18 protein-coding genes and 1 riboswitch are annotated in these 18,143 nt (G+C 63.5%); of the genes, 6 read left to right on the top strand and 12 right to left on the bottom strand.

Annotation, left to right across the window (positions count from 1 at the left end; translation table 11 throughout):
* The first annotated feature begins 68 nt into the window (after window positions 1-68).
* Together JN279_RS26595 and JN279_RS26590 are read left to right on the top strand one after the other, a co-directional pair.
* Window positions 69-1,019, top strand: a complete 951-nt coding sequence (locus JN279_RS26595; RefSeq protein WP_202350676.1) for a bifunctional helix-turn-helix transcriptional regulator/GNAT family N-acetyltransferase — start codon at window positions 69-71, stop codon at window positions 1,017-1,019.
* A 255-nt stretch (window positions 1,020-1,274) separates the two neighbouring features.
* Window positions 1,275-1,589, top strand: a complete 315-nt coding sequence (locus JN279_RS26590; protein WP_096456707.1) for an antibiotic biosynthesis monooxygenase — start codon at window positions 1,275-1,277, stop codon at window positions 1,587-1,589.
* Between the two features lie 52 nt (window positions 1,590-1,641).
* Here JN279_RS26590 and JN279_RS26585 read toward each other — a convergent pair whose 3' ends face one another.
* The 6 genes from JN279_RS26585 to JN279_RS26560 all read right to left on the bottom strand — a co-directional run bounded on the left by JN279_RS26585 (window position 1,642) and on the right by JN279_RS26560 (window position 8,070).
* Window positions 1,642-2,475, bottom strand: coding sequence for an AraC family transcriptional regulator (locus tag JN279_RS26585; RefSeq protein WP_202350675.1), 834 nt, complete (start codon window positions 2,473-2,475; stop codon window positions 1,642-1,644).
* Window positions 2,476-2,592: 117 nt separating this feature from the next.
* Complete coding sequence (locus JN279_RS26580) at window positions 2,593-3,612, bottom strand: LacI family DNA-binding transcriptional regulator (RefSeq protein WP_096456711.1); 1,020 nt, start codon at window positions 3,610-3,612, stop codon at window positions 2,593-2,595.
* 69 nt (window positions 3,613-3,681) lie between these two features.
* Entirely contained in the window at window positions 3,682-4,791 is a 1,110-nt protein-coding gene (locus JN279_RS26575) for an ABC transporter ATP-binding protein (RefSeq protein WP_096456713.1), read from the bottom strand.
* 33 nt (window positions 4,792-4,824) lie between these two features.
* Window positions 4,825-5,691: a carbohydrate ABC transporter permease gene (locus tag JN279_RS26570; protein ID WP_096456715.1), complete on the bottom strand. Its 867-nt coding sequence runs from the start codon at window positions 5,689-5,691 to the stop codon at window positions 4,825-4,827.
* Window positions 5,684-6,610, bottom strand: a complete 927-nt coding sequence (locus JN279_RS26565; RefSeq protein WP_096456717.1) for a carbohydrate ABC transporter permease — start codon at window positions 6,608-6,610, stop codon at window positions 5,684-5,686. Before JN279_RS26565 ends, JN279_RS26570 begins: the two co-directional genes overlap by 8 nt.
* A gap of 158 nt (window positions 6,611-6,768) precedes the next feature.
* Window positions 6,769-8,070 (bottom strand): ABC transporter substrate-binding protein, encoded by a 1,302-nt coding sequence (locus JN279_RS26560; protein WP_096456719.1) that lies wholly within the window; start codon window positions 8,068-8,070, stop codon window positions 6,769-6,771.
* A 453-nt stretch (window positions 8,071-8,523) separates the two neighbouring features.
* A riboswitch (cobalamin riboswitch) is annotated at window positions 8,524-8,730 on the top strand.
* A 90-nt stretch (window positions 8,731-8,820) separates the two neighbouring features.
* Between JN279_RS26560 and JN279_RS26555 the strand changes: the two genes are divergently transcribed.
* Genes JN279_RS26555 through JN279_RS26540 form a run of 4 tightly spaced genes read left to right on the top strand, consistent with a single transcriptional unit; the run spans window position 8,821 to window position 12,042 of the window.
* Entirely contained in the window at window positions 8,821-9,219 is a 399-nt protein-coding gene (locus tag JN279_RS26555) for a DUF1636 family protein (protein ID WP_096456721.1), read from the top strand.
* On the top strand, window positions 9,216-10,004 hold the full coding sequence (locus JN279_RS26550) for an ABC transporter ATP-binding protein (protein WP_202350674.1): 789 nt from the start codon (window positions 9,216-9,218) through the stop codon (window positions 10,002-10,004). The genes JN279_RS26555 and JN279_RS26550 overlap by 4 nt, the downstream gene beginning before the upstream one ends.
* Window positions 10,005-10,051: 47 nt before the next feature.
* Window positions 10,052-10,999 carry an ABC transporter substrate-binding protein gene (locus JN279_RS26545; RefSeq protein WP_096456725.1) on the top strand — a complete coding sequence of 316 codons (948 nt, stop codon included), beginning with the start codon at window positions 10,052-10,054 and terminating at the stop codon, window positions 10,997-10,999.
* On the top strand, window positions 10,999-12,042 hold the full coding sequence (locus tag JN279_RS26540) for a FecCD family ABC transporter permease (protein ID WP_202350673.1): 1,044 nt from the start codon (window positions 10,999-11,001) through the stop codon (window positions 12,040-12,042). The genes JN279_RS26545 and JN279_RS26540 overlap by 1 nt, the downstream gene beginning before the upstream one ends.
* Window positions 12,043-12,065: 23 nt before the next feature.
* On the opposite strand, the gene JN279_RS26535 is transcribed toward JN279_RS26540, so the two are convergent.
* From JN279_RS26535 to JN279_RS26510, 6 genes are read right to left on the bottom strand one after another with little or no spacing between them, the layout of a single operon-like run.
* Window positions 12,066-13,001, bottom strand: coding sequence for a phosphatidate cytidylyltransferase (locus JN279_RS26535; RefSeq protein WP_096456727.1), 936 nt, complete (start codon window positions 12,999-13,001; stop codon window positions 12,066-12,068).
* Window positions 13,001-13,663 (bottom strand): lysophospholipid acyltransferase family protein, encoded by a 663-nt coding sequence (locus JN279_RS26530; RefSeq protein WP_096456729.1) that lies wholly within the window; start codon window positions 13,661-13,663, stop codon window positions 13,001-13,003. Before JN279_RS26530 ends, JN279_RS26535 begins: the two co-directional genes overlap by 1 nt.
* Window positions 13,660-14,103: a hypothetical protein gene (locus JN279_RS26525; protein ID WP_096456731.1), complete on the bottom strand. Its 444-nt coding sequence runs from the start codon at window positions 14,101-14,103 to the stop codon at window positions 13,660-13,662. The genes JN279_RS26530 and JN279_RS26525 overlap by 4 nt, the downstream gene beginning before the upstream one ends.
* On the bottom strand, window positions 14,100-15,440 hold the full coding sequence (locus tag JN279_RS26520; RefSeq protein WP_096456733.1) for a phosphatase PAP2/dual specificity phosphatase family protein: 1,341 nt from the start codon (window positions 15,438-15,440) through the stop codon (window positions 14,100-14,102). The genes JN279_RS26525 and JN279_RS26520 overlap by 4 nt, the downstream gene beginning before the upstream one ends.
* Before the next feature lie 13 nt (window positions 15,441-15,453).
* Window positions 15,454-17,238: a bifunctional alpha/beta hydrolase/class I SAM-dependent methyltransferase gene (locus JN279_RS26515; protein ID WP_446720365.1), complete on the bottom strand. Its 1,785-nt coding sequence runs from the start codon at window positions 17,236-17,238 to the stop codon at window positions 15,454-15,456.
* Window positions 17,239-17,274: 36 nt separating this feature from the next.
* Complete coding sequence (locus JN279_RS26510; RefSeq protein WP_096456737.1) at window positions 17,275-17,883, bottom strand: CDP-alcohol phosphatidyltransferase family protein; 609 nt, start codon at window positions 17,881-17,883, stop codon at window positions 17,275-17,277.
* Window positions 17,884-18,143 lie beyond the last annotated feature (260 nt).

Here is an 18,143-nt window from a genome sequence, read left to right as displayed (position 1 = left end):
AGCCGGGCAAATCCAGATAATTGACTCTGTCAAGTAAATGGTTGATCCTGTGTGGACAGGAGATGCTCATGACGATTCACCATCAGCCCAACAATGATGCACCCAACAAGCAACTGATCGATGCTGTGCGGGCCTTCAACCGCTTCTACACCCGCCAGATCGGACTGCTCGACGAAGGGCTCTTGAAAAGCGCCTTCTCGCTGACCGAAGCGCGTGTACTTTACGAGCTGGCGCACCGCGACGGTCTGACCGCGACCGACCTTGGACGCGACCTCGGTCTCGATGCCGGCTATGTCAGCCGTCTGTTGAAGAAGTTCGAGCGGCTTCAGCTCATCTCCAGGTCGACGCTGGTATCGGACGCCAGGCAATCGTCGATCGCGCTGACGCCGGCGGGCAGGAATGCCTTCGCACCGCTGAACAAGGATTCGCACGACCAGGTCGCGGCCTTGCTCGATCGGCTGCCGGCGTCCGAGCAGGACCGGCTGGTGAAGTCCATGCGCACGGTCCAGGCACTGCTCGGCGAAAGCGCCGAACCGAAAATCCCTTATCTGTTGCGGCCGCTGCAGGTCGGCGACATCGGCTGGATCACCCGCCGGCAAGGCATGCTCTACGCACAGGACTATGGCTGGGACGAAACCTATGAGGCGCTGGTCGCCGAAATCCTCGCGGCCTTCGTGAAATCCTTCGATCCGAAATGGGAGCGCAGCTGGATCGCCGAGCGCGATGGCGAGGTGGTCGGCTCGGTCTTCGTCGTGCGCAAATCGCCGGAGGTGGCCAAGCTGCGCCTGCTCTATGTCGAGCCTTCGGCGCGCGGCCTCGGCATCGGCAAGCGGCTGGTCGAGGAGTGCATCGGCTTTGCCCGTGCGAAAGGCTACAAGACGCTGACCTTGTGGACCAACGACATCCTGACCGCCGCCCGGCACATCTACCAGGTGGCCGGCTTCAAACTGATCGAGGAAGAGCCTCACCATTCCTTCGGCAAGGACCTGGTTGGCCAGACCTGGGATCTCGACCTTTAGCGAAGCTTCTCCGCCATCCGTTTCCGTGATGCGCGGTTGTTGGCGGCTTGCGCCGATGCTATGAAACGCGGGTCGAAAAGGACCCTGGAGCGGCAAACGGTAAGCCCGCTCCCTTCCACCGGCTGGAAGCTCCGTTCCCATCCAAGATGGGAACCCACGGCAAGCCCACGGCGTGCTTTTACGCCAGGCTTGGCGTTCGGAGTCTTCGCTGATCGGCGTTCCTTCGTTTGCCAGGCGCCAACGAGGAGAAGAAGAATGCCCATCATTCGCGCCGAGACCAGCGTCATCACCCAGATCAATGTCTTCACCGTACCAGAAGGCGGACAGCAGGCGCTGATCGACCTGCTGCGCGAGGCGGCGATGAGCTGCCGCGGCGTCCCCGGCTGGATGTCCGCCAGCCTGCACCGAAGTCTCGATGGCACGCGTGTCGTCAATTACGCCCAGGCGCAGGACCAGGCGGCCATGCAGCGGGTCTTCGAGCATCTGCGCGGCAGCGGTTTTCTCGATCGTAACCAGGCCTTGGGTCAGGCCCAGCCCGGCCTTTATGAGGTCGCCTGCACCGTGGAATAGGCGGAGCGGCGGACCGTCCCTTGGCCCATGCCAAGGGACGGTTGCCCGATACCTATGACTTGACCGGTATCCAGATCTCCAGCCCGCCATTGCCGCTGCGCGGATCGAACTCCGGGCCATAGCGTTCGAATTCGGGCGCGTCCGCTATTTCGTGCCCTGAGGCCGGCAGCCATTTGTTCCAGATCGTGTTAACGGTGCGGCGGATGGTCGAGATGTGTTCGCGGTGCGCGAACACCGCATATTTCTGCGCCGGTATGCGCACGCGGCTGAATTCCCTGGGAAGGTCGGAAAAGTCCGAGACCTCGACACCGGCGATGTAATCGAAATTGCCGGCGTCGTCGCCATTCACGCAGACGCCATAGGCAACGTCGCCGGTCTCGCCCGGGATGTTGCCGATATAAGGGCCGAAGCGCTGCCACTGCATCGGAATGGCAGCGCTGGTTTCGCAGCTGTAGCGTTCGCCAAGGCCAGCGATCAGGAACGGGCGGCTTGTCTCGAAGCGTGGTGGTTCGAGGTTGGTGAGAAAGGACTGGTCCATCAGGATCGGCTCCACGAGGTCGAGGGTGTTGGTCGAGCCTTGCGCGCGCACCAGCTCCGGCGTCGTGCCGAACTGGTCGCGGAAGGCACGGGTGAAAGCCTCATGCGAGTTGTAGCCGGCATCGAGCGCCACCGAGAGGATGTCGGGCGCCCCGCCGGCCAGCTTGCGCGCCGCCTCGGTCAGCCGTCGTGCGCGCATGTAGCCCATGACCGAGCGGCCGGTGGCGGCACCGAAGGCGCGTGTCACATGGAAGCGCGACACGCCGCTGCTTGCCGCGACATCTTCGAGTGAGATCGCCTCCGGCAGATGGCTCTCGACAAACCACAGCGCTTTCTCGGTCGGGTTCATGGCTTCTCGCATTTGGCTGGGCTATCTTGCCCTCTCCGCGCGCGGCCGTTTGATCGAAATTGCGCTTGCCGTGCAATCAACGCGGCGATGATCGGCAGCGCTCGCCGAAGCCGCAGGTCAGGAAGCGGCCGGGGCGGCGCAGGAATCTCTGACGACGAGCGTCGATTTCAGTCGCACCGAACGTGGCGCGGCGGTCAATCCGTTGATCCGCTCGACAAGCATCTGCGCGGCCCTGTGGCCGATCTCGTTGCAGGGCTGCGCGATCAGGGTCAGCCGGGGTTCGAAATAGTCCGCCCACTCGAAATCGTCGAAGCCGGCAAGCGATATGTCTTGCGGTATTCTCAGGCCCGCTTTGCGGATGGCCGCCACGGCGCCGATGGTTGTCAAATTGTTGCCGGTGATGATGGCGGTTGGCGGATTTGCCAGTTTGAGCAAGGCTGCCACCGCGTTTTGAGTGGCTTCGAAATTCATGTTCGAAGGCTGCACGAGATCCGCGTCGAAACCGATGCCGTTGCGTTTGAGCCCCAGTCGATAGCCTTCGATGCGCTCCCTGGTGGTGCTGAATCCCGCCTGGGCGCCGAGCATGCCGATTCGCCTGTGGCCAAGTCCCGCAATGTGCGAAACCAGATTGGCGACGGCCTGCTTGTTTTCGACGCCGACATGGTCGAAGGCCGACTCGGCGAACCGGTCGACGAGCACGGTCGGAATGCCGCTCCTTTCCAGATAGCGGACGGTCGCGTTTTCAGGGTCGCCACAGGGGGCCAGAATGATGCCGTCGACCCTTCGCTCCTGCAGCGCCTGCACCACGGCGAGTTCATGACCGGGCTCGTCGCGCGTGTCGGCAAGGAAGACCAGCAAGCCGAGGCGCGCGCACTCGTTCTCGATGGCGCAGATGATGTCGCTGAAATAGGGATTGGTGATCGCCGAAATGGCGATGCCGACATAGTTGCTGACCTTGCGCGCCAGCGATCTTGCCAGCGCGTTCGGCTGGTAGCCGGTCGCGGCGATTGCCTCGTTGACCAGGGCGGTTTTCTCGGGGCTGACGAGACGCGTGCCGTTGATGACATGGGACACGGTGGACGTGGACACCCGGGCGCGGCGCGCAACGTCGCTGATCGTTGCAGCCGCCTTCGCCATCCCGTCACCTCAATCCGGCTTTTGCCTGTCCATGAACCTTGTGCGGATGCCGGTCCGCGCTCCGACTATTCATTGTTGCCGGCTATAATCAATGAGGTTTGTGCCGCTGTCGCCGTCGAAATAGTGGACATGGTCCATGTCGATGGAAAACAGCCGATTTTCCCCAACCTTGGAACGGTCGCTGGGCGGCAGCCGTGCGATGCACCGGTGATCGCCCGCACTGAGGTCGAGAAGAACTTCATGCCCCAGATGCTGGATCACATCGACATCGAAGGCGATGGAATCGGGCTCGGGGACGGCGCCTGGCGGCAGGATGCTGAAATGCTCCGGCCGCACGCCGAGCGTGACCTTCTTTCCCTTGTGGCCGGCAAGTGCCGCACGCCGGTTCTGCGGCGCCGCGATCCGCACTGCGCCGGCCTTGTCCAACAGGGAATTGCCATCGTACAGCAGGCTCAGGAAGTTCATGGCGGGCGATCCGATGAAGCCGGCGACGAACTGGTTGGCTGGCCGATTGTAGACTTCGAGCGGCGCCGCCGCCTGCTGGATCTTGCCGCCATTCATGACGACGATCTTGCTGCCCATGGTCATGGCCTCGGCCTGATCATGCGTGACATAGACGGTCGTGGTGCCGATCTCCTGATGCATCTTGGTCAGGAAACTGCGCGCCTCGATGCGCATCTTGGCGTCGAGGTTGGACAGAGGTTCGTCCATCAGGAACACGCCGGGGCGGCGAACCAGCGCGCGTCCAAGCGCGACGCGTTGCCGCTGGCCGCCGGACAGCGCCTTGGGCAGTCTGTCGAGCAGGTCATCGATACGCAGCCGCTGCGCAACTTGCCGTATCTGCGCATCCATATCGGCTTTCGGGGTTTTCCGGATCTTCATGCCGAAGGCGATGTTGTCGCGGACCGTCATGTGCGGAAACAGCGCATAGGACTGGAACACCATGGCGATGTCGCGGTCCTTCGGCGGCAGCGTGGTAACGTCGCGCGCACCAATGCGCAAAGTGCCGCCGGTGATCGATTCCAGCCCGGCGATCATGTTCAACGTCGTCGTCTTGCCGCAGCCTGACGGTCCCACCAGCACGGTGAATTCGCCATCTTGTATGTCCAGGTTCAGCCCGGACAGCACCGGCACCATCGCATAGCGCTTCTCGACGTCCTTCAGGGACACTTCAGCCATTGCAAATTCCTTGTTGCGAAAAGACCAGGGACATCAGCCCTTCACAGCGCCCGAGAGATTACCGCCCGAGATCTGCCGGTAGGTGAGGATAAACAGGATGACGATCGGCAATTGCGAGATGACGAGACCCGCGGCCGGCAGATTGAAGACGGCGAGGTAGCGGTCGCTGTTCAGTTTCAGCATGCCGACGGTCACCGGAAAATTGTCTTCGCTGTTGAGGAACACCAGCCCGAACACGAATTCCTTCCAGATGGCGATGAAGTTCAGCGTGTAGCCGACCAGAATGCCGGGAACCGACAGCGGCAGGATCACCTTCCAGAAGACCTGGAAATCGGTCGCGCCCTCGACATAGGCGGCCTTCTCGATTTCCGGCGGAATTGTCGTCATGAAGCCACGCAGGATCAGCACCTGCAACGGCATTCCATAGACGCCGTGCACGATGATCAGGCCGATCTTGGTGTCCAGCAGGTGGAATGTGCGCAGCGTGTCGTAGAGCGGGATCAGCACCGTCTGCTGCGGCAGCATCAGGCCGGTCAGCAAAAGGCCGAAGATCCACTTGCGCCCGGGAACATTCATGCGGCTGAGCGCGAATGCGGGAACCAGCGCCAGTGTCACCGCGAGCGCTGAGCCTGCGGTCGCATAGATCAGGCTGTTTCTCAAAAGCGTGCCGAAGCCGAGACCGAACCAGACATCGATATAGGGTTGGATCGTCGGCGACTTGGGCAAGGCGAAAGGCCCTGCCAGGAACTCGGCGTTCGACTTGATCGACGTCATCACGATCAAAAGCAGCGGTCCAAGCCATACGGCCGCCAGGACCAGCATGAGGGCGGTCGCGGCGAGTTTGGGCAGAACCGCAAGGAGACGGCCGCGGCCGGCGGGGTTGATGGCCATATCAGACATCGAAAGCACCTTTCAGCACCTTGCCGAGCAGCAAGGCAGCCAGCGATCCGGCAATCACCAGGATGACGACGCTGAGCGCCGCGCCGTAGCCGAAGCGGGAATTCCAGAAGCTTTCCATGTAGACGAGATAGCCAAGCACGTTGGTCATGCCGAAAGGCGCGCCCTTGGTCAGCATGGCGATCAGGTCGAAGGCGCGCAGCGATTCGAACAGCGTGAGCATGACGATGATCGCGGTGACGGGGCGCAACTGGGGCAGGGCGACGCTGCGGATCATGCGCCAATGCCCGGCGCCCTCGGTGCGGGCGGCGTCGAATGTTTCTTTCGGAACGTCACCGAGCCCGGCGAAGTAGAAGATCATCGGCATGCCGGTGAAGGCCCAACCGGAAATGACCGCCAGTGTGTAGAGCGCGATGCGGTAGTCGCCGAACCATTCATGCACCAGGAAGCCGAGGCCGACAGACCGCAGCAATGTGTCGAAGGCGCCGAACACCGGATTGAGGATCAAAAGGAACATCAGGCCGACCGCGATCAGCGACATGGTCACCGGAAAGAAGACGATCGTGCGCAGCAGCGACGGCGCAAACACCAGGCGCGCCTTCATCACATAGGCGATCAGGAACCCGAGCGAGACCGGGAAAACCAGCGAAACGACCAGCCACTTGGCGTTGTTGATCAGCGCTATGTAGAAATACTTGTCCTGGAACAGGTAGGCGTAGTTGGCGAAGCCGACGAATTTCTTCTGCGGCGCCATGCCGTTCCATTCGAAGAAACTGAGGTAGATCGTGTAGAGGATCGGGTAGCCGATGAAGCAGGCGAACACCAGCAGCGGCACGGCCACGCCGAACACGGTCACGAACACATGCTGGCGGGCGTAGCCGACGAAGGTGCCGTCATCGAAGCGCCTTGCGCTGCTGGCCATGGTGTCGCGCCTTTCGATTGATTCAGGAAATGGTTTTGGCAGCGCCCGCGATGCGGCGTCGCCACCATCCCGGTTCGGGAGAGGATGACTGCCTCTGCAATGAAGCACGTCGTGACGGGCCGGGAGAGGCGCCTTGCACCTCTCCCGGTCCGTTCGCGTTACGACTTCTTGACGCGCGCGGCCTCGTCCTCGGTCAGCTTCATCGCGTCTTCAGGTGACATGGCGCCGGCCAGAACACCCTGGACGCCGTCGAGGAACTTGTCGGAAATCGCCGGCGGTGTGGCATGGTCGACATGCATGAAGGTGAAGGAGCCGGACTCGGCCATCGCCTTGCCAAGGCGCTGCTCCATTTCGCTCAGCCGCGACAGGTCGGAATTGACGTTCGACGGGAAAGGCTTGTCGAGCTCGAGCTTCTTGCTCATAGCTGCGTCGGAGACCATCCAGTCGAGGAACTCCGCCGCCGCATCCTTGTTAGGGCTGTTCGCATGGATCATGATGGTGTCCTCGGCGAAGACCGACATGATCGGCTTCTTGCCCGGGAAAGCCGGCATCGGGAAGAAGTCCATCGGCACGACGCAGCATTGCGGCTGGTCGCCACGGAAGCGGCCGAGATTGAACGAGCCCTGATACCAATGCAGGCCCTTGCCCTGAGTCCACGGCACCATGGCAGGCCCGAGATCGATCGAGTTGAACGACGGCTCGAACATGCCGTCCTGGGCCAGCTTCTGCATCATGGCGGTCACGTCGACGGCGCGCGGGTCGGTCCACGGTATCGTGCCGTTGATCAGCCCGTCATAGACGTCCAGCCCGTGCTTGTTGACCAGGATCGCGGACCACATGAATTGTGAGGGCCACTTCTTTTGGTTGGCCAGCATGAAGGCGGCAAGGCCGGCTTCCTTGCCCTTCTGTGCATTGGCCATCAGCTCATCCCATGTGGTCGGAACCTTGAGGCCGAGCTGTTCGTAGATGTCCTTGCGGTACCAGACCACCGACGCGCTCATCTCCGTCGGCACGAAATGCTTCTTGCCATTGTAGACTGACAGCGCCACGCCGGCCGGGTTCAGCTTCTTGTCCCAGCCATACTTCTCGTAATAGGGCGTCAGATCGGCGGAGAAACCGTTGTCGACGATCTCCTTGCCGCGGCCGCCTTCCCAGGAATAGAAAAGATCAGGCGGATTGCTCGATGACAGCTCGATCGTCTGCTTGGTCTTGTAGGTCTCGCCGTCGACGCTGGCTCCGGTGACATGGACCCGGTCGCCATTCTTCTTGTTCCATTCGTCGATCAGCCAATTGGCGTAGACCTCCGAGGACGGCCATGGCGCCCGGTAGAAATACCTGATTTCGGCGGGCGCGGCCCGCGCCACCTTGACCCCTGACGCCGCCGCCACTGCGGTCGCGCCGAGTGCCGCGGAAGCCTTCATGAAAGTGCGGCGGGACAGTGCATTCTGTTTGATGTTCATCGTTTTCCTCCCGGTTCGATCTGACAATGACAGGCAGCAGCAAGCCGCCGCGAAGCGCGAGCGCGACGCGTGTCGACAGTGACTGTTGCTGACCCTCCGAAGGCGAAGTTGGTGGCGTGGTTTTTCCGTCGCCAAATTCGTCACGGAGATTGAATTAATCTAATCGAAGCGCTTGCGCAAGCGCTTCGATGGTCAATTTCGGATATTTTCGGTTGCCTCCAGCCGGGGTGGTTTGACTGAACTCCGCCTTGCGCGGTCGCAACCTTGCCGACAAGCCGACATGGCTCTCACGACAAGGGGATTGACAGCGACAGAGGATATCATTCTAACGTTATGTTATGACATTACGAATGGAAATATCACATGTGTCTTCTCTGATGAGGCCAAGGCTGCTGGTGCCGCGATGGTGACAGGCTTGGTCGAAAAGAATCGTTGCGATGCGCCGGGGGCAAATCTACGATGCTCGGCTGATGGTCCCCGCGCCGAAAGGCAAGGGGTGAAAAGGGAACACGGTGAGACCCGCAAAGGTCGAGACCGTGGCTGCCCCCGCAACTGTAAGCGGTGAGCAAGATCCGACATGCCACTGGCCGGCAAGGCTGGGAAGGCAGGATTGCGCAACGACCCGCGAGCCAGGAGACCTGCCATCACTGAGTTGACCGGACGGGGTGTGCCGGGAGGAAACGTGGACGTCGGTCTTGCCGGCCGGCTCGCCAACATCCTTCCGTCGCCAGTTTTGGAAAGTGACGGAAGTTGGACGGCGCCATCGATCATCGCATCATCGTGTGCACGCTTTGCCGTGATATCCCAACCGGGGTCAGGTCGGGCGAAAGCCTTTGCGCCGATCTGCGCTCCCGGCTTGCGGCTCACCATGAGCCTGATGTGGCGCATGGCTTCACGATCGAAGGCGTCGAATGCATGGCGGGCTGTGCGCGGCCGCTGACGGTGGCCTTCCAGGCGCCGGGCAAGGCTTCCTATCTTTTCGGCTCCATCGACGCCGAGGCCAAGGCCGGCGATCTCGTGCGATTTGCCAGGCTTTACGCATCGCTCGCCGACGGCTGGTGCAATTCCGGACAACGTCCGCCGCGACTGGCCGGCAAGACTCTGGCCCGCATTCCCGGACCGGCCAAGATTGCGGGCGACAGCCGATGACAATGCCGCTTCTCGAAGCCCGCGACCTCTGCGCGATGGCGAACGGCCGCGATCTGGTCCATGCGGTCAGCCTGTCGGTGGCCTCTGGCGATCGTCTCGCCATCATCGGCCCCAATGGTGCCGGCAAGACCACGCTGCTGCGCATGCTCTCTGGCATGCTCAGGCCAAATGCGGGCGAGGTGAAGCTCGGTGGGCGCCGCCTCGACAGGATCTCGACCGCCGAACGCGCCTTGCACATCGCCGTCGTCGGCCAGACCGACCAGCCGGATCCGCGTCTGGCGGTGATCGACTATGTCGAGCTTGGCCGCGTCCCGCATGCCGGCCTGAGGCGCAGGAGCGAGGAACGCGACATCGTCGTCGACGCGCTGCGCCGGACCGGGCTGTTGCCGCTGCTTGGCCGCAGCATCGGCTCGCTGTCGGGCGGCGAACGCCAGCGCGCCCAGCTGGCGCGCGCCATCGCGCAGCAACCGAAAGTGCTGTTCCTGGACGAGCCGACCAACCATCTCGATCCGCGTGCCCGCGCGGAACTGCTCGAGCTCGTGGCCGGCTTCGGCATGACCGTGATCGCGGCGCTGCATGATCTGGCTCTGGTGGCGCCCTTCGCCACAAGGGTCGCGGTGATGCACGAAGCGCGGCTGCACGCGCTGGCCGCCTCCCGTGAAGCGCTGACCCAAAAACTGATCCGCGAGATTTTCGGCGTCGACGTGTTTCGCCTGCGCCATCCCACCGAAGACCGCGAACTCACGGTCTTCGACGTTCCGAACCGCGCCGCGCCGCCATCCTGATCGAACCCATCCCCCATCCCACACTGTTCAACCCAGGAGCAAAATCCGTGAAACGTCTCGCACTGTCGCTCGTCTTCTCGCTGCTGGCCTCGACAGCCTTCGCCTTCCCGGTCACCGTCGACAGTTGCGGCAAACCGCTGATCTTCGACGCGCCGCCCAAGCGCGCCGTCATCCATGATCTCAACATGGCCGAGATGGCCTTCGCACTGAAGCTGCAGCCATCGATCGTCGGCCTGACCGGCATCACCGGATGGTACAAGGTCGGCCCCGAATTCAAGGCCGAGCAGGGTGCCATCCCGGAACTGGCGCCCAAATATCCGACGCTCGAAAACCTGGTCGCGGTCGAGCCCGATTTCTTCTTCGCCGGCTGGTACTATGGCATGAAGCCGGGCGGCGACGTGACGCCCGACACGCTCGCCCCGCACGGCATCAAGACGCTGGTGCTGACCGAGAGCTGCGTCCATCTCGACAAGAACCGCCCCGCTGCCTCGATGGATCTTCTGTATGGCGACGTCGAAAAGCTCGGCAAAATCTTCGGCAAGGAGGCGGACGCCGAAAAGCTCGTCTCCGGCTGGAAGGCGCAACTGGCTGACATCACCACCAAGGTCGGCAGCGCCAAGGGGACGCGTGTGTTCCTCTATGATTCCGGCGAGGACAAGCCGTTCACCGCCGGAAAATTCGCCATTCCGAGCGCCATGATCACGGCGGCCGGCGGCAACAACATCATGGCCGACATGGATACCAGCTGGGGCAACACAGACTGGGAAACCGTGGCGTCGCGCAACCCGCAATTCCTCATCCTGCTCGACTACCAGGATGGTGGCGGCTACAAGAAACTGCTCGATTTCTTGAAGGCTCATCCGGCAATGAAAGAGACGGACGCGGTCAAGAACGAGCGCTTCGTGGCGCTTCGCTATGCCGAATTGACGCCCGGACCGGCAAACATCGAGGCGATCGCCAAGATCGCCAAGGCGATGCATCCGGAAGCGTTCTGATGCTTCTTGCCCCCGGGCCCGGTGCCCTTTCAGGGCACAAGGCATTCGCGCTGGCGATGGTGGCGGGCACGGTGGCGGTCGTCGCCCTCGTGCTCATGTCGATCGCCTATGGATCGACGCTGATCCCGCTGACCGACGTCATCGCCTCGCTTGGCCATGCCGTCGGGTTGAACGGGCATCAGGTGTCGGGTCCGGTCGGCAAGATCGTCGTTGACCTGCGGCTGCCGCGCACCATCCTGGCGGTCTGCGTCGGCGGCGGCCTCGGTATCACCGGCGCGCTGTTGCAGACGGTGACCCGCAACGATCTCGCCGATCCTTTCCTGTTCGGCCTGTCGTCGGGGGCGGCCGCCGGCGCTGTTTCCGTCATCACCGTCTTCGGCGACAGTTTTGGCATCTGGACCTTGCCGGTCGCCGCCTTCACCGGCGGCATACTGGCCGCCTGCATCGTCCTGCTGCTGGTGGCGCGGGTCAGGGGGCAGGGGCCGGAACGGCTGATCCTCGCCGGCCTTGCCGTCTCCTTCCTGTTCACCGCCTTGACCAACTATCTGGTCTTTGCCGGAGACCAGCGCGCCGCCCATTCGGTGCTGTTCTGGACGATGGGCGGGCTCGGTCTGGCGCGCTGGGACAATGTCTGGCTGGGCGCCTTGGGCGCCGGCACGATCGCGGCCTACGGGCTCTGGAACCACCGCCGGCTAGACGCCTTCCTGGCCGGTGAAAGTGCCGCCGAAAGCCTTGGTGTGCCGGTGGCGCGGATGCGCCGGACGACGTTTCTCGTCGCCGCCTTCTCGACGGCAATTCTCGTCTCGGTAGCCGGCGTCATCGGCTTTGTCGGGCTGATGATCCCGCATCTGTCTCGGCCGCTGGCCGGTCCCTTGCATCTGCGCCTGATCGCCAGCTGCGCGCTGTTCGGCGCGGTGCTGTTGCTGGCAAGCGACCTTCTGGCGCGGACCTTGCTGCCGCCGCAGGAACTGCCGATCGGCATCATCACCAGCTCGCTCGGCGCCTTCTTCGTCGTCACGCTGGTCGTGCGAAACCGGCTCTGACCGGCGGGGTGGAGGCTGCCCGTTCAGACTGTCCAGAAATAGCGCACGATGTGGAAGAAGATCGGGGCGGCGAAGATCAGGCTGTCGGTGCGGTCCATCATGCCGCCATGGCCTTCGATAAGATGGCCCCAGTCCTTGACGCCCTGGTCGCGTTTGATGGCCGAGGCGACCAGCCCGCCCAGAAAACCCATCGAACAGATGACGAAGGCGACAAAAGCCGCCTGCAGCGGCGAGAATGGCGTCACGAACGACAACAGCGCGCCGAGCAGACTCGCCGACACCAGTCCGCCGATCAGGCCTTCCCAGGTTTTCGACGGCGACACGGTCGGCGAGAAACGGTGTTTTCCAAACAGCTTGCCGAAGATGTATTGCAGCACGTCGCTGCCTTGCACGACGATGATCAGGAAGGCGATCAGCAGCAGGTTGCGGCCTTCGAAGCCGGGCACGTCGAGCGTGAGCAGCGCCGGGACATGGCTGACGCAATAGACCGAGATCATCACAGCCCATTGCTGCGCGGCGATCCGCTCGAGGAAGCGTTCGGTGTCGCCATGCAGCGCGGTGATGGCCGGCATCAACAGGAAGCAATAGACCGGAATGAAGATGACGAAGAGGCCGTACCAGGCGGTCCACACCAGCCAATACTGAAACGGGATGATGATGCCGAACATGCCAAGCAGCACCCAATGGTCGCTGCGGCGCGTGTGTGTCAGCGTCACGAATTCGCGCAGCGACGCGAAGGAAATCAGCGCGAACAGGATGGTCAGCCCGTAGCGGCCGAAGAAGAAGGCGACCGTCATCAGCGCCACCATTACCCACCACGCATTGATGCGCTGGGTGAGATTGACCAGCGTCGAACTCAGCGGCTTCGGCGCCCGCGCCGACAGTATGGCGGCGACGATGCTGGCAGTCGTCAGCACCACGAACAGGCCGATGATCAGGATCGAGATGTCGTGGCGCATCAATCGTCTCGTTCGGGACGCGGGTTGAGCGCCAGAAGCGTGGCGTGGGCCCGGTCGAGGAAGGCGCGGCGCTCTTCGCCCGGGGCCACCGTCACCGGCGCGCCGAAGACGACGCGACACAAAAGCGGAACCGGCAGGAACTGGCCCTTGGGCAGCACACGCGACATGTTCTCGATCCAGCACGGGATCAGCTCGACCTCCGGCCGCGCCATCGACAGATTGTAGAGCCCGGAGCGGAAGGGCAGCAGCGGCTCCTCGGTCATGTTGCGGGTGCCTTCGGGAAACAGGATCAGCGAGTGGCCCTGGTCGAGAACCGACAGCATGATCTCGATCGGGTTTTCCTCGGGCTTCGTCCACTGCCGGTTGATGAGCACAGACGACAGCATGTCCTCGGCGATAAAGCGTCGCAGCCGCGACTTTCCCCAATACTCGCCGGCCGCCACGGCATGGGTGATCGCGCGCTCTTTTTCACTCAGGCAGGCCGACAAAAGGATGAAGTCGCCATGGCTGGTGTGGTTGGCGAAATAGATGCGCTGCCGGTCCGAGGGCTGGCTGCCGTTCCAGATCGGGCGCACCCCGGTCACCACCCAGGCCAGCGCCGAGAGTCCGACGGAGGTTACCGTCTGCAGCAGCGTAAAAGTCTTTAATGCAAGCTTGCTCATCGCGGCGCCCAGAATCCGGCCGCCAAAAGCATCGCCACGAACAGGCCAAGGGCTATGCGTTGCCTGGTGAGCAACCGGCGCGTACCGGCCATGCGCTCGTCGAGCGAACGCGTGGCGGGCGGCAGCGGCTTCAGGCGCATGCGCGCCAAGAACTCATCCACCGCGGCGCCGCCGGAAATCTCGTCGTCGTGGCTGGCCATCAGCCGGAACAGCAGCGCATCGAACGCCAGCAGCGCCGATAGCGCCAGCACGGCAACCGCGCTCGCGGCGGCGAGCGACAGGGCGAGGGCCGCATGCCGGGTCTCGAAGGCGCCGCGCGCCGAAGCGGCCAGCGGCGCAAGGATGTTCGCTGCCACGACAACTGCGGCCGGCCACGCGGCCTGCCGCATCAGCATGCGGGCGAAGCGATCGGTGCTTTCCTGGTAGGCATTGCCGGTCATGACGTCGCCCGCTCCACGGCCTCGGCAAGATGGACCGGCCGGCCGGCCGCCGTCAGCATCTCGCGGGCCAGGGCCGGCGTCTTGGCCCTGCCGGTCGCCACCAGCCATTCGGCGACAACGCCGGCACTGCGCTGGAAGCCGAGCGCGCAGCAGACAAGCACCGTGCCTTCGCTGCGCGCTTTCTCCAGCGTGCCGGCTGCCTGTTGCTGCGTCATTTCGGGCGGCGGCAACAGGTCGACCATCGGAAAGCTGATCCAGCGGCACGTCGCTCCCGCCGGCCTTTCAAGTTCGGCGGCGAGGTCGATGACCGTGCCGAAGCCGTTGGCCTCGCTTGCACTGGGAAAGCGCCCGAGAAAGACGCCGTCGGTCACCGCGACCTGCGGCGCAAGATCACGCGTCCATGCCCATATGTTTGTCCTGGCGCCGAGGCGGTAAGGCAAGAGCAGGATGCGGCTGGCGAGCGTGACGCTGCCATCCGCGGATTTCTGGAACACTTTTGCGCCGGATCCGGCATAGGCAAAGGCGACGACGGCCAGCGCCAGGGCCGGCCAAAGCAGGATGAGTGCGACGGCGGAAAGGAAGGCGCCGAGTGCAGCGCCGGCCAACGCAAGGATGGCGCCCAGTGCGTAGAACCGCGCCAGCCGGCGGGCTTTCGCATCGCCGGTCAGCCGGCCGCCTGAAAACGGCAATTCGCCGCCGCGGGGAAACAGCCACAGCGCAAAGAAACCGAGCAGCGCGCCGGTTGGGATGTCGATGAAATGATGTTGCCATGTCGTTAGCACCGAGGTGCCGATCAGGAAGCACCAGCCATGCCAGATCGGCAGGAGAAGGCCACCGAGCCGGTGGCGCCAATGGTCCCAGATGATCACCAGCAGGGCGATATGCAGCGAGGGCGCCTGGTTGAACGGCTTGTCGAAACCGCCAAGCACGGCAAACATGAAGCCCGGCAGGCCGGTCGTTGTCGGCCGCACGAATGTCGCGGTCAGCGGGAACAGGATGAAGCAAGAGACGGCGACGATCTGCGCGGTGAGAAAGCGGCCGGCCAGGCGGTCGACCCCTTGCCGGCTGTCGTTGAGCAGCAGCGACAGGCCGTAGAACAGGTTGATCGACCAGTAGGGCACGATGGTCCAGGCGACGAACGGGATATTGTGTTCCCAGGAGAACACGATGCTGCCGACATCGTCGCGCCGCGACGCCAGCCAGTTGGCGAAGCCATAGGTCAGGTAGAAGAGCGGCGCCAGGAACGCCAGCCACAACGCCGCCCTCACGACCACCCGGCCATAGGGTTCGGCGGCGACGATGGCTGCGGATTGCGAAGCTTCAGGGTCAGTCGGCATGCCTCGGCTGATCCTACAGGCGCCGTGCGACCGAGACGGTGAAGATGCCCCATTGGTCGATGCGCTCGTCGAGCTTTTCGAAACCGGCGGCTTCGACGAGCTGGTCCATTTCGCCTTGCGTGCGCCGGCGCATAACCCAGGCCTGGCCGCCGCGATGCGAGGTCAGGCTGCGTGCGATCATCTCGAGCTGCGGATGCCAGGGCTGGTTGGTGTAGAGGAGCAGGCTGCCCGGCTGCATGGTGCGGGCCAGTCCACCGAGTGAGCGGGCGATCATCGCATTGTCGGAGAACAGTTCGTAAAGGCCGGAGACGATGGCGAGGTCCGGCGCCGGATCGATCGCGGCGAGCATGTCGGCATCGAAAGCGTCGGCGCGCCGGAACGAGACGCTGGCCGGCAATTGCCGATCGGCGATCAGCTTGCGGCCAAGCTCGACATTGAGGTCGGAATAATCCTGCAGGCGCACGCTGGCCGGCTGGTCGGGGCTCTTGACGATCGCATCGAGAACATAGCGGCCGTGGCCGGCGGCGATGTCGAGAATGTGGGCTGGCCGGCCGGCGGCCTTGAGTGTCGACAGCGCCGCGCCGATCAGTTCTTCCAGGTGCAGCTTGCGCTGACGGATGCCGCGCCAGCCGATGGCCTCCAGAAAGATGCGGTCGACAAAGCGGCCAAGCGGCGTCAGCCCCCGCGCTTCGTTTTCATAGACATAGTCCAGCGTCGAGCCGGAATCGAAGCCGGTGGCGACGCCGGCCTTCATGCCCGACGAGACCCAGGCGCCCATGCGGATGGAAGCGCGGCTGAAGGCCCAATAGAGGCCCCTGGGCGATAACAGGTCGAGCGGCGAGGCAAGCCGGTCTGCCTCGTCGCGCGTGTAGCCGGCAATATCCGCCTGCTTGAGGTCAACGGACGCGTCCGGCGTCGTATACTGCCTCGCCAGGAACGGCCGGATCAGGTCGAGGGCCTGCGCCCGGTCGCGCTCGCCCAGCGTGTCGTGGAAGAAACCCGGCAAGACATGGCGTTCCTTGGTCCGGCTGCCGAGATTGACGAAGAATTCGTGCTGCGGGCCGTGGCGCACCACCCAGTCGCTTCCCGAAAGCATAAGCTGCGTCGGCACGGTGATGGCGCGGGCGTCCGCAACGATACGGGCGGCGTGCTGGTAGAGCTCGACCAGGATGTTGGAGGCGATCGGCCGCGTGATCAGCGGATCGCTCTCGAAAGAGGCGATGCGCACGGGGTCATGGGTCAGGAATTTCGCCTTGACGTAGGAGTTGACGAAGAAGCGGCCCTTGAGCTTTTGCCAGAGCGCGATGCCCTCCTTGGCGAAGGGCACGTAGAGCTTGACCGAAAAGGCCGGCGAGGCCAGCACCATGGCGCGCAGTTTCGGCGCGTAGTCGTGCACCCAGGCCGCGGCAAGCACGGCGCCGAAGGACTGCGCGATCAGCGCAATGTCCTGCGTGGCGAAGCCATCCCTGGCGGCGATCTCGCGCATGAAGCAGTCGATGTCGCGCACCAGCGCCGAGAAGGACGGAGCATAGCCGCGTTCGCCGGACGAACGGCCATTGCCGCGCGCGTCCCAGGCGTAGAAAGCGTGGTCCGGCATCTGCAATTCGTCGACGAGATGGGCCATGCGGCCGCCATGTTCGTGGCCGCGATGGAAGAGCACCACCGCGCCCTTGGCCTCCGCGGACGCCGCCGGCCAGAACCGGTAGAAGATTTCTGCCCCGTCATGGCTTTGGAAGACGCGCTCCTGCGCTTGGCGGCCAAGATGTTCCGCAGCCGCTGCGATCGGTCCGTGCATCATGGTTTTTCCCTCTGCCGGCATGGCGAGCCTCAGTGCTCAGCTGGCGCTGCCAATAAGACCAGCGCGTATCCGGTTTATGGCGGTCAGCAGCGAAAGCGTTGCCATGGCCGGAAACACGAGCGCCGCGATGGATGCCGGCCACAGCCCGGCGGCGCACAGGATCGCCACCACGCCCAGCGCCAGCGCCCTGTCGCTCTTGCCGAACGGTCCGGCATAATTGCGTCCGATGCCGGCGGCGATGCCGAGCACACCGGCGAACTCGGTCAGCCCCGCGGTGATGGCGAAGGCGATGACGCCCCATGCGCCGAACAGCGCAAAGGCCGCGAAAGGAAGGATCAGCGCCAGGTCCGAAACGACGTCGCAAATCTCGTTCAGATACATGCCGAGCGTCGAAGCCTGGCCGTGTTCGCGCGCCAGCATGCCATCCACCGCATTGAGCGCCATGCGCACGAACAGCACGACGGGAATGATCAGCAGCGGCCAGCGCCGTTCATGCAGGACCGCGATGGCCGCTCCGGCCGCGATCGACATCAGGGCCGCCAGGATGGTGATGCTGTTGGCGGTGACGCCGATTGCCGCCAGCCGGTTGACCAGCGGCCGCAGTCTTCCCTGGAAAGCCGGCTTGAGCGCGTAAAGCGTCGGCATTGCGTCGATCCCCCGATCCTGACCTGCGGCTGTACATGAATATGTCATACGCGACCAGCGGCTGCAGCGCCCAAACGGGCACTAGCGTCTTGATGCGGCCGGTATTTGAACGCCGCCCGGCGATGCTCGGTCGCCGCGTACCCATCTCGGGCCACGGCTCTTACCAGTTGCTAACCATGATCATGCTGCGCCATTGCCGTGCACATTTGCCGGCTTCCGAGATCACACAGCTGCTTGAATAGTAAGCACGCTTATTATAT

The sequence above is a fragment of the Mesorhizobium sp. 113-1-2 genome (genome assembly GCF_016756475.1).
Classification (GTDB): domain Bacteria; phylum Pseudomonadota; class Alphaproteobacteria; order Rhizobiales; family Rhizobiaceae; genus Mesorhizobium; species Mesorhizobium loti_C.
Note: the sequence above shows the minus strand (reverse complement) of the source record. Positions and strands in the feature narration are given on the sequence as shown.